This is a genomic window from Kitasatospora sp. MBT63 (assembly GCF_000710465.2).
GTDB lineage: Bacteria > Actinomycetota > Actinomycetes > Streptomycetales > Streptomycetaceae > Kitasatospora.
In genome coordinates, this window is sequence record NZ_JAIZ01000305.1 from 1 (window position 1) to 11485 (window position 11485).

The window sequence follows — 11485 nt, forward strand, 5'->3', positions numbered from 1 at the left end:
TGGCGGTCCGGCAGGCGGGCGGGGCCGGCGCCGCGGGTGGCGGGCCGGGCGGCGCCCGGGGGGAGCGCCAGCGGGGAGGGGAGCCGGATGTAGCCGGCCTCCCGGTCGGCCTTGCGCTCCCAGCGGGTCAGCAGGTTGGCCTTGGCGGGCAGCGGTACCCCGGCGAGCAGGCCGCGCAGCCTGGGCGGGCAGCCGTGCTCGTCGGCGTGGTCGCGCAGGGTCCGGCGGACGGCGGCCCACAGGGCCGGTTCCAGGCTGGGGTGGAGGTCGGCGAGGGCGGCGAGCAGTTCGGCCACGTGGTTGACCAGCAGGCAGTACACCACCCGGTCCCAGCCGCGCTGCGGGCCGTACGTCATGGGCCCGGCGACCTCGGGTGGCAGGCGTGCCAGCAGGGCGGCGTTCCGGTCGGGGAGGAGCTTGGTGCCCTCGAGGTCGCGGAACAGCACCTGGGCGGGCCGGCCGGCGGCGTCCACGCCGATCAGGACGTTCTGCAGGTGCGGCTCCAGGGCGACGCCGTGGTCGAAGTAGGCGGCCAGCACCGGCGGTACCAGCAGTCGCAGGTAGCCGCGCCACCAGTCGAGGGCCTCCTGCGGGCCGGCCCCGGCGAGCAGCCGGGAGATGTGGGCGGAGCTGGTCGGGTACTCGTCGGCGACGGCGGCGGCCAGCAGCGGGGTGACCCCGGGGCGCAGGGCGCGCTCGACGCCCTCCCGGACGATCAGCCCGAAGCCCTCGTACAGGGCGAGGTCGGGCCGGCCGTCGGCGCCGGGCAGGGCGAGGGTGCGGAAGGCCGGTTCGCGCAGCACGGTGGCGGCCGGGAAGCGCCGGGCCAGGTCGTCGAGGGCGGGGGCCAGCAGCCTGGTCAGGGCGACGGCGCCGGTCAGCTCGTAGGCGGCGTTCTTGCGCAGGCAGTTGGTGATCCGCACGTTCAGGCTGAACTTGAGGAAGGCGCCAGCGCCGTGCAGGGTGCGCACCGACGCGGTGGCGGTGAACGGCTCGCCGCCGGGGCCCAGGTCGAGGAGGTCGCCGCGGGCCAGCGCGCGCCGCAGCAGCGGGTGGTCGCGCAGGAGTTCGTACTGCCAGGGGTGGACGGGCAGGGCCCGGTAGCCGGCCGGTGCCGGGCGCAGCCCGTCCAGCAGGTCGGTGGCGTCCCGGTCGAGGCTCTCGCCGGCCAGCAGGTCGGGGCGGACGGCGAGGTGGCGCAGCTGGAACGCGGCCCGGGACTCGGGGGCGTAGGCCCGCCAGTCGCCGCGTTCGGCGGAGCGGGACTTGGGGGCGGGGTGGAAGCGGTGGCCGAACAGCAGGGCCTGCTCGGACTCCAGGTAGCGGTCGCCGCCCGCGGCGGGGCGGGCGCCGAGGCCGGCCTGGACGCCGCGGTGGCTGGAGGCGAGCTGGTCGAGGAACTCGTCGTTGGGGACGCCGGTGCGCAGGGTCAGCTCGGCGCGGACGTGTTCGGCCAGTTCGCGCCAGCCGAGGGCGCGCCAGCCCTCGGGCCGCTCCTCGAGGACCGGGCCGGTGAAGCGGTGGGCGCCGAGCAGCGAGGCGCGGCGCAGCCGGACCCGCAGGTGGACGCCGCGGCGCGGGAGCCGGATCCGGACGGCGCCGTCGGTGACGTCGCTCTGCTGCTCGGGGGTGGCGACCTCGCGCAGCAGGCAGTTGAGCAGGGTGTGGCAGACCGCCTCCTCGGCGGTGGGCAGCGGCGCGGCGGGCAGTGGCGCGGTGCCGGCCGCGGGTGGGGCGTGGTGGCCGGGTGGGGTGGCCGGGGCCGGCCGGGCGCTGGGTGCGGGGTGCGGCTGGGGCATCAGTGACTCCGACGCTGGCGGGGACGGGGACGGGTGAGGCCGGACAGCGGGCGGACCGGGTGCCGCGGCTGCGGCGGGGCGGTGAAACTACCCGTCCCCGTGCGCGCGACACCCGCGGTCACGGCCGGCGCCGGTCCGGGCGGTCCGGGAGCAGGTAGTTGGGGCCGCTGGTGTAGTGCTTGTTGATGTCGGCGGCGCCGGAGCGTTCCTTGCTGAGCAGGGTCCCCGCGGTGACCATGGCCTTGACCGGGAGCCGTTCGGCGTCCAGCAGGGCGGCGCGCAGTGGTTCGCCCGCCGGTCCGAGCCGGTTGACGGCGCTCTCCAGGCGGCGGCGCAGCAGGCCGAGGGCGGTGGCGCGCGGGACGCGGCCGTGCGCGGCCAGGCCGAAGGCGAGCGCGCCGGAGCACAGGTGGCCGGTGATGGTGGTGAACAGGTCGGTGAGCGGCCGGTCGGTGTCCCCGAAGATCCGCCGGTCGTCGAACTCCTCCGGTTTCGGGGCGGGTTCGCCGAGCGCCGCGGCCATCCGCGGGCCGTTGACCCGCAGGCCGTCGTTGTCCTTGAGGAGCAGGCGCAGCCGGGTGCGGCCGTCCGGCCGGTCCAGGACCAGGGAGGTGTTCTGCTGGTGGGACTCCAGGGCGATGCCGTGCGCGAAGAGCGTGGTGTGCCAGTCGAACAGGGCGGTCAGCAGAGCGTCGTAGAGGGCGAGCGGGTCGCCGTCGTAGTAGCGGTCGGCGACGTGGTCGACGACCAGGCGCCCGCCCGGGGCGTCCGCCAGCAGCGCGGCCAGCGGGACCGTCAGGGCGTCCTGCAGCCCGGCCGGGTAGCGGCGCAGCAGCACGGCGATCAGTTCGTGGCCGCCCTCCGCGTAGCTCTGTTCGTCGGCGTGCAGGACGGTGTCCGCGAACCGGGGGGTGCGTGCGAGGACGCTCTCCAGCAGGCGCTGGGCGGCGGCGCCGTCGGGCAGGACGCCGGGTTTGATGGTGCGGCGGTTGCGCAGGCCGAGGGTGGCGGTGGGGAGGGGCAGTTTGAGGTGGTGGGCGGGGTCGCGCACCACGGCCACGGTCCGCATCGACAGGGTGGGGCGGACCTCGAGGTACGGGCGGGCGGCGAGCCGGGCCCGGCCGTCCAGGCCGGCGGCACGCAGTGCCTGGTCCAGCGGGCCGTCGGCGGTGAGCGGGTGGACGGGGATGATCACCTCGGGTTCGGTGGACGGCGGCAGGCCGAGCGAGGCGGCGGTGGGCCACCATGCGGGGAGCGGTGCGAAGGCGTGGAGGTGCGCCGCGGCGGCCGGCAGGGCGAGCCAGCGCAGCAGGAACGAGGGGTGGAACTCCGGTGCGTAGCGCATCAGTTCGCGCTCGCCGAGGCCGCTGCGGCCGCGGGCGGTCGGGTACACGGGGTGGTCCAGGTGGGCGGCCAGGGTGTCCTGGGCCAGGGCCGCTCCGAGACCGGTCCAGCCGGCCGGGGAGGCCCCGTAGCGGGCGGCCAGGTCGGCGTGGACCGTGGGGCGGGCGGCGGCGTGCAGGGCCATGGTGGCGAGGGTCTGCCGACACTCATCGGCGAAGGCGTGGTAGCCGTCGCGGTCCCGCGGGTCGGCGAGTTCGCCCAGCGCGTCCACGATGGCTGCGGGCGAGGTCAGTTCGGCTCCGGCGACCTGGAGCAGCGGCAGCCGGGCGGTGTCCTCGCACTGGAAGCCGTCCCGGGTGATGGGCAGACCGACGGTGACGCCGTCGAAGTCGAGCTGCAGCCAGCGGCCGTCCGCGCGGTGTTCGGGCGTGCTGCGGGTGCGCAGGCCGAGGACGTCCTCGCGCAGCAGCGCCGCGAGTACCCGCCGGGTCAGTTCCTGTTCGACGGTCACGGCGCGATCCCCCACCGGTCGCCGGCGGTCCGCGCCGCGCTCGGGCGGGGCGGACCGGACGGGTCGGGCCGGGAGGGGCCGGGCGGACCGGGCCGTCCGCGGCGGGCACGGCGGTGCGGGGCGGTGGGGCTGGGGCTGGGGCTGGGGACGTGCAGGTGCAGCCGCATGGACGCGCCGGGTCCTCTCCGGTCCGAGGTGGTGCGGGGCGGGGCCGCCCACCCGGGGGCGGCCGCCCGGCCGACTCTCAACATCTGCGAATATTAGGTTAGGCATGCCTAATGAGGTCAAATCCGTCCGGCCGTCCGACTGAATGTCACCGCCGCCTTCCCCGAGCATTCCTGACGGCCCGTCGCGCGTGTTCGGTTCGACTCCGCACCACCGGTCGGATCCGCAGGCACCCCCGACCGGTTTTCTGACGGTTCGTCAAGGAGGGCTACACTCCTCGCGCACGCACGGGAGCGGGAGGAATGTCGGTGACTGAGGTGGCGGTCGAAGCTCGCTGGATCGCGCTCGGCGGAGGGCCCGAGGGGTACCTCGCGCTGCCGCGGAAGGGAGCCGCCCGGGGCGCGGTGGTGGTGGCCGGCGAGTTCTTCGGCGTCAACCGCCATCTGCGGTTGGTGTGCAACCGGCTGGCGGGCGAGGGCTATGCGGTGCTCGCCCCCGACTTCTACTGGCGGGACACCCCGCGCGCCGGGTTCGGGTACGACGAGGAGGGCCGCACCGAGGGCCGTCGGCTGATGACCGGACTGCGCCGGGACGAGGTGCTGGCCGACCTGACGGCCGCCCGGCGGGTGGCCGTGGAGTGCACGGGCACCGGCGGGGTCGCGGTGCTCGGCTTCAGCCTGGGCGGTCACATCGCGGTGCTCGGCGCCACCGAGCTGCCGTTCGACCTGGTGGTGAGCTACTACGGCGGCTGGCTGCTGGACGGCGGGATCCCGCTCGCCGAGCCGGTGGCCCCGGTCGCCCTGGCGGACCGGATCGCTGGGCGGGCCGGCTTCCTGCTCGGCTTCCTCGGCGCCGACGACTCGGTGATGCCGCCGCGGGAGTGGCACCGGGTCGGTGAGCGTCTGGCCGCGGCGGGCGCGGCGTTCGAGCAGGTCACCTACGAGGGCGTCGGGCACGGCTTCTTCAACGACGAGCGGCCGGACACCCACCACGAGAAGGCGGCGGCGGACTCCTGGCATCGGACCCTGGACGAACTGGCCGCCCGGGTGGCCCGCTAGGGCCTGTCCGGGGCCGTCCTCGGAGCGCGGGCCGGCTGCCGGCCGGGTCAGCTCAGCGCGGCCGGTTCGGCCGCCAGGACCGCGCGGGCCTCGCGGACCAGTCCCAGTGCGGCGTGCAGATGGCGGACGACCAGTGGCAGGAAGCCGCCCAGGAAGCGGTCGGCCAGGGCGAGTTCCTGCGCCGCCCGGCCGAGGGGTGCCGCGCACCGGCCGGTCCGCGGGTGCCCCGGGGCGTCGGCCGTGCACTGCCGGGCGGCGTCGGCCAGCAGGTCGGCCAGTTCGCCGATGCCGGGGTCGTCCAGCTCGTCCTCGCTCCACGGGGCGAGTTCTCGGGCGATCTCGGCCAGCAGTTGATCACGGCGGTGTTGCCACCAGGTACCTGTCACAGCGCCGATCATCCCGTGCCGGACCGCCGTGCACCCGGCAAACGGGATGATCGGCCTCAATCGGCACAGCGTGCCAATTCGAGTCCGCCGTCGCGCGCCGGGCCGGGCGCCGGTCGTGCGCCGGGCGTTGTCCGTCCGGTCGGCGGGAGGTCACCCGGTCACCACCCGGGCGTCACGCGTACCCACCAGGGTGAGGCGGCTTCCGACACCGGCCGATCCGACGGAGAATCATGCGACGCACCGCCACCACCGCCGTAGCCCTGACCGCCTGCGCGGTGCTGTCCGCCGTGGCCGCCGCCCCCGCGCAGGCCGCCGGCGTGGACACCGCGCTCACCACCAAGACGCCCTACCGTCCGCAGCAGTCGCCACGCGACTATCAGCGGCCGCCGGCCGGCTACTCCCCCGTCTTCACCGAGAACGCCTCCCGGCACGGCTCCCGCGCGCTGTCCGACGGCGAGGACGGGGATCTGCTGCTCGCCCTGTGGCGCCAGGCGCAGGCCGAGGGCGCGCTGACCCCGGCCGGCCGCCGCCTCGGCCCGGACGTCCAGGCCCTGCTGGACGCCAACGCCAGGGTCGGCTACGGGCAGTTGACCGGCCGCGGCAAGCGCGAGATCCGTGACACGGCGGTGCGGATGGAGCGCCGGCTGCCCGGGCTGTTCGACGGGATCGCGGCCTCCGGCGGCGCCGAGCGGATCGACGTGGTGAGCTCCGGGCAGCAGCGGGCGACCGACAGCGGCGCGGCGTTCACCGGCGGGCTGGTCGCCGCCGAACCCGGCCTCGCGCCCGCGGTCGGGGCCACCCGCACCGACACCGGCCTGCTGTACTTCCACAAGGCGCCCGCCAACAAGGACTACCGCGACTACGTCGACCACGACCCGCGGCTCGCCGCCACCCTGACGGCGATCCGGGGCCAGGAGCGCACCCACCGGGTCTCCCGCCGGGTGCTGGAGCGGCTGTTCGGCCGCCCGTTCGTCGACCGCGTCGCCGCCGGCGCGTACCGGGGCCTCGGCGTCACCGACGAGGTGGCGGCGGCCGAGGCGCTGTACAGCCTGTGGAGCATCACCCCGAGCCTGGCCGACGAGGGCGACTGGCACTTCGGCCGCTACCTCGGCGCCGACGACGCCGCCTGGTTCGGCTACCTCGACGACGCCGAGGAGTTCTACAGCAAGGGCCCGGGCTTCGCGGGCGACGACATCACGTACCGGATGGCCGGTGTGCTGCTCGACGACTTCTTCGCCAAGGCCGAGGCGAAGCGCGCCGGTACCAGCGATCTGGGCGCCGAACTGCGGTTCACCCACGCCGAGGAGATCATCCCGCTGGCCGCCCTGATGCAGCTGCCCGACAGCACCCGGCAGGCCGACCCGGCGAAGCCGTACACCTACGCGGACAACCCCTGGCGCGGGGCGACGGTGGCACCGATGGGGGCCAACATCCAGTGGGACCTGTTCCGCAAGGACGACAAGTTCCTGGTCCGCATGGTCTACAACGAGCGGCAGACCGCCTTCAAGCCCGGGTGCCGTCCGGTCTCCGAGGGCAGCTACTTCTACGACCTGAACGAGCTGGAGCGCTGCTTCGGGCGCACCACCGCACAGCCCGCCGGCTGAGGTCCACCCGGCGCACGGGTGCCGTCCGGCCGGGCGGGAAAATCCGCCCGGCCGGGCCCGTGCTGCCGGTACAGTCGGCGACGCGCCCAGGTGCGCAGACCAGGGTTACTTCCACTGTCCATGGGGAGGTCGCGGGTTCGAATCCCGTCACCGGCTTCGGGCCGGTGTAGCTCAGTGGCCGGAGCACCTTGTCACCCCGGTCGATCTCGATCTCTGGGCGCGCCGACTCCTGCCGGGGGGCAACCCTGCCCGCCCTTCACCCCGCCGCGGGCCGCCGCTCGCAGTGCCGGGCGACGGTGTCAGCGAACGCCCGGGCCGGCGGGGAGAGGCTGTCCCAGCGGCGCACCGCCCAGCCCGCGGTCAGGGCCGGCAGTGCGGGGATCGGGATCAGGCGCAGGTCCGGGTGCCCGGGTCCCTGCCAGCCGGGCAGGGCGGGGACGACGGCCTGGCCGAGTCCCAGTTCGGCCAGCAGGACCACGGTGTCCCAGTCGGCCACGCTGGTGTCGAAGACCGGCCGGATCCCCGATCCCGCCAGCCAGGAGTCGAGCCGGACCCGGGAGGTCGAGTTCTCCGGGAGGCCGATCAGGCGGGTGTCCTGGAGGTCGGCGGGCCCGATCCGGGGCCGGTCGGCCAGCGGGTGCCCGGCCGTGACGGCGAGCACCCAGGGCAGTTCGATGACGGCACGCTGCTCGATGCCGCCGACCGGGGCGCCGAGCGTGATCCAGGCGAGGTCGACGCTGCCGGCGGCGAGCGCGTCGAAGCAGCCGCGGCTGGAGATCTCGGTCTGGAACTCGATGCTGACGCCGGGGAAGCGCCGCCGGTAGTCGACCACCGCGGCGGGCATGAAGTGCCGCACGGTGGTGGCCCCGGTGGTGACCCGGACCGAACCGCCCTCCCCGTGCGCGAGTTCCCCGAGTCTGCGCAGCGCCTGGTCGATGGTGCCGAGGCCGTCGGTGACCGCCGCCTGCAGCAGCCGACCCGCCTGGGTGGGCACGATGCCGCGCGGGTGCCGCTCGACCAGGGTGAGGCCCACCTCCCGTTCGAGCCGCTTCACGTGCTGGCTGACGGCGGACTGGGTGCAGGTCAGGTCGCGGGCGGTGGCGCTCAGGGAGCCCGACCGGCACACGGCGGCGAAGACACGGAGATCGTCGAGGGTCACCCGGCCCACGGTGGTGGCGGTCCTGGCCCAAGGTGGTGCTCGGGTCAGGCCAAGCGAACCCGAGGATTGACTGGGGTCACCGGCCCGGCCGATCATCGGTGCAGGGCCCAGGGCGGCAACCCGCCGCCGCCCTCGCAGCGATCCGGACGCGGCGAGGACGGCGGCGGGTGTCGACCCGTCATCTCCCCGGGACGGACCGCGCGCTGTCACTCCCGGCGCCCCGCTGTCCCGCCTACTCGGACACGGCCCAGGCCGCTTCCGCGAAGCCCGCACGAAAGGACCCAGCCTCCCGTGCCCACCACCGCACCGCCGCCCCCGGACTCCGCCGTCGGCGACCGGCGCCGGACCGTGGCCGTCCTCGGCCCCGGCGGCGTCGGCGGCCTGCTGGCCGCCCTGCTCTCCCGGGCCGGACACCGGGTGATCTGCCTGGCCTCCGCCCCGACGGCGCGGTCCCTGCGCCGGGGCGGACTCCACGTCCGCAGCGCCCAGTTCGGGGAGTTCACCGCCCGGGTGGCGGCCGGCACCGAACTGCGGGAACCGGTCGACCTGTGCCTGGTGACGGTCAAACAGACCTCGCTGGCCGCGGCGCTCGACCGGATCCCGCCCGCGGCGGTCCGGCGCGGCCTGGTGGTACCGCTGCTCAACGGCATCGAGCACCCCGCCGCGCTGCGTCGGCGCTTCGGGGCCGAGCGGGTCGCCGCGGGCGTCATCCGGGTCGAGTCGGCCCGGGTCGGCCCGGGCGCGGTCGAGCACGGCAGCCCGTTCACCGAGGTCGACCTCGCCGGGCCGGCGGACCTGCTGGACCCGGCGGCGGCCGTCCTGCGCAGTGCGGGCGTCCTCACCCGGACCACCCGGGACGAGACGGCGATGCTCTGGGCCAAACTGGCCTTCCTCGCCCCCTTCGCCCTGCTCACCACCCGGTACGGGCTGAGCATCGGCCCGGTCCGGTCCGGTCACCGCGCCGAGTTGATGGCGCTCGTCACGGAGGCCGCGGCCGTCAGCACTGCGTGCGGCGCACCGGCGGACCCGGCCGCGACGCTGGCGCGGTACGACGCCTTCCCGGACACCGCCAGGTCGTCGATGCAGCGCGACGTCGAGGCGGGCCTCCCGTCGGAGCTCGACGCGATCGGCGGTGCGCTGCTGCGCGCCGCCGCCCGGCACGGCGTGCCGGTGCCCGTCACGGCCCGGCTGGTCGGTGAGCTGGCGGGCGGCCCGACGGGCCCGGTCAGCGGCGGCGGCCGGCCGGGACCAGCCGCAGCAGGGTGCTGAGGACGCGGTCGGTGGCGTCCCGGGAGGGTTCGTCGGTGAGCTGGGTCAGCAGCCGGGCGAGCGTGTTGACCAGGGCGGGGCTGGCCATCACCCGGGGGTGCAGCAGCGGGCGGTAGCCGACCCGGCTGAAGATCTGGTCGGCGGCGAGGTTTCCGAGCCGGTAGTAGCGACCCCAGCGGCGGCGGATCTCGGCCGGGTACCGGTGCAGGGCCTGCTCCCGCCGCGGGCCTTCGGGCCTGGTCAGGGCGAGGGCGACGGTCTCGGCGGCGATCTCGGCGGCCTCCATGGCCTCGGCGATGCCCTCGCCGCTCCACGGGCTGATCATGCCGCCGCTGTCGCCGACCAGCAGCAGGCCGCGGCCGTACTGCGGGTGGCGGTTGAAGCCCATCGGCAGGGCGGCGCTGCGCAGCGGGGAGTCGGCGTTCTCCTCGCGCAGGCCCCACTCCTCGGGCAGCCGGGCCAGCCACCGGTCGAAGGTGGCGCGCAGGTCGACGGTGCCGTGCCGGCGGTGGGGGAGGGCGCCGAGGCCGACGTTGACGCGTCCGTCGCCGAGCGGGAAGATCCAGCCGTAGCCGGGCAGGTCGCGGCCGGTGCGGGAGCAGCGCAGGTCGGCCCAGAGTTCGAGGTACTCGTCCTTGGTGCGGGTGGGGCTGAGGTAGTAGCGGCGGGCGGCGGTCGCGATGGACCGGCGCCGGTCGCGTTCGAGTCCCATCGCGAGGGCGGTCCTGGCGGAGGCGCCCTCGGCGGCGATCACCAGCGGCGCCCGGTGGACGGCCGGTTCGCGTTCCGCGCCGGTGACGGCCTCGACGCCGACGATCCGCCCGGCCCGGTCCCGGACGGGGCCGGTGACCTTCACGCCGACCCGCAGCCGGGCGCCGGCCGCCCGGGCGTGCCGGACCAGGATGTCGTCGAAGTCGTGCCGGGTGCGGGTGAGTCCGAAGTCGGGGTAGCGGCCGAGGCCGGGCCAGTCGATGTCGGCCTGGTGGCCGCCGCAGATCCAGCGCATCCCGCGGTTGCGCATCCAGCCGGGTTCGTCGAGGTCGATGCCCATCCGGACCAGCTGGTGCACGCCGCGGGGTGTCAGTCCGTCACCGCACACCTTCTCGCGGGGGAAGTCGCCCTTCTCCAGCAGCAGGACGTCCACCCCGGCGCGCGCCAGGTGCAGGGCCGCACTGGACCCCGCGGGCCCGGCGCCCACCACGATGACCTGCGCTTCCTCCCCGGCAGCCATACCACCCTCCCGCGCCGACGGCATCCGCGTCGATTGAACCAAACCCTTCCCGCTTCTGCCCCGCGTGACACTCCCTCATCCCCTGCGCGGCCGGGGAGCTCAGGGGGTGAGGGCGACGGGGGCGTCCCAGGCGTTGCGGTCGACGGTGAGGGTGGCGCCGCCGTAGGTCTCGCGCTGGTTGACCTGGTACTGGTGGGCCCGGTGGTGGCCGGTGAACAGGCCGGCGGCGTACGGGAAGCTGCCGGTGGTGTCGGCGGCGCCGTCGTACTTGGCGTACCAGAGCGACTCCGGCAGATCGGGGCCGCCCTGGGCGACGGCGGCGGCGACCCCGGCGGCGCTGGAGCCGGCGAAGCCGTAGAAGCCGGGGCGGTAGGAGCGCGTGGTCAGGGCCCGGTCGAAGGCCCGGGTGTACGTCAGGACGGCGGCGGCGCAGGCGGTGTCGGTCGCGTCGTAGGCCTCGACGTCGAGGTAGAGGGTGCTGCCGGGCCGCATCCCGAGGGCCGACGCCTTGGCCGCGGCGTCCGCGCCGTCGGCCGCGCCGAGCGTCCCGGCGCTCTCCGCGGTGATCTTCTCGGGGCTGCTGCCGGTCTGGCAGGGCGGCTGGGCGCCGACGTACAGCGGGATCAGGCGCCAGCCTGACGTGCTGACGGCGCTCACCCAGGCGGGGGTGAGCTGCGGCTGTGCGCAGCCGCGGTTGCGGCCGCCGATGTAGACGGCGGCGGCGCCGTACGGGGACGTGCCGCGCCAGGCGTTCATGGTGCTGAGCGGGGGTGCGGTGCAGGTGTCGAAGGCGAGGCCGGTGAAGGCCGTGCCGGTGGAGTTCCCGGCCGGCGGCGCGGAGGGGGCGGGGTCGCTCGCGCGGGCCGCCGCGGACCCGGACCCGGACGGGGTCGGCGAGGGCGGGGCGGCGGAGCCGGACGGCGAGGGCGAGGCGGAGGCCGGGGCGGAGGCCGGGGCGG

9 protein-coding genes are annotated in these 11485 nt (G+C 75.8%); 3 read left to right on the plus strand and 6 right to left on the minus strand.

Translation table 11 applies throughout. The features are described 5' to 3' along the window. Together AA75_RS18825 and AA75_RS18830 are read right to left on the minus strand one after the other, a co-directional pair. Window positions 1–1799, minus strand: a 1799-nt coding sequence (locus AA75_RS18825; protein ID WP_149038235.1) for an IucA/IucC family siderophore biosynthesis protein, incomplete at its 3' end; no start/stop codon positions are given. A gap of 118 nt (window positions 1800–1917) precedes the next feature. Further along, window positions 1918–3654 carry an IucA/IucC family protein gene (locus AA75_RS18830; protein WP_149038236.1) on the minus strand — a complete coding sequence of 579 codons (1737 nt, stop codon included), beginning with the start codon at window positions 3652–3654 and terminating at the stop codon, window positions 1918–1920. A 473-nt stretch (window positions 3655–4127) separates the two neighbouring features. Here AA75_RS18830 and AA75_RS18835 point away from each other — a divergent pair, with 473 nt between their 5' ends. After that, the gene (locus AA75_RS18835) at window positions 4128–4877 is read left to right on the plus strand and encodes a dienelactone hydrolase family protein (protein WP_158515526.1); all 750 of its coding nucleotides are present in this window, start codon (window positions 4128–4130) and stop codon (window positions 4875–4877) included. A 47-nt stretch (window positions 4878–4924) separates the two neighbouring features. Here the strand turns inward: AA75_RS18835 and AA75_RS18840 are convergent, their stop codons facing one another. Then, a complete protein-coding gene (locus AA75_RS18840) occupies window positions 4925–5263 on the minus strand; it encodes a hypothetical protein (protein WP_033821267.1) in 339 nt (112 codons plus the stop codon). 230 nt (window positions 5264–5493) lie between these two features. Here AA75_RS18840 and AA75_RS18845 point away from each other — a divergent pair, with 230 nt between their 5' ends. Next, window positions 5494–6867: a histidine-type phosphatase gene (locus AA75_RS18845; RefSeq protein WP_033821268.1), complete on the plus strand. Its 1374-nt coding sequence runs from the start codon at window positions 5494–5496 to the stop codon at window positions 6865–6867. 256 nt (window positions 6868–7123) lie between these two features. On the opposite strand, the gene AA75_RS18850 is transcribed toward AA75_RS18845, so the two are convergent. Next, window positions 7124–8026, minus strand: coding sequence for a LysR family transcriptional regulator (locus AA75_RS18850; RefSeq protein ID WP_033821271.1), 903 nt, complete (start codon window positions 8024–8026; stop codon window positions 7124–7126). A 291-nt stretch (window positions 8027–8317) separates the two neighbouring features. Between AA75_RS18850 and AA75_RS18855 the strand changes: the two genes are divergently transcribed. Then, window positions 8318–9295, plus strand: a complete 978-nt coding sequence (locus tag AA75_RS18855; protein WP_051812749.1) for a ketopantoate reductase family protein — start codon at window positions 8318–8320, stop codon at window positions 9293–9295. On the opposite strand, the gene AA75_RS18860 is transcribed toward AA75_RS18855, so the two are convergent. Further along, the gene (locus AA75_RS18860) at window positions 9252–10526 is read right to left on the minus strand and encodes a geranylgeranyl reductase family protein (protein ID WP_033821269.1); all 1275 of its coding nucleotides are present in this window, start codon (window positions 10524–10526) and stop codon (window positions 9252–9254) included. The genes AA75_RS18855 and AA75_RS18860 overlap by 44 nt on opposite strands. Window positions 10527–10625: 99 nt before the next feature. Further along, a partial coding sequence (locus AA75_RS18865) for a glycoside hydrolase domain-containing protein (RefSeq protein ID WP_233289084.1) occupies window positions 10626–11485 on the minus strand: 860 nt, incomplete at its 5' end.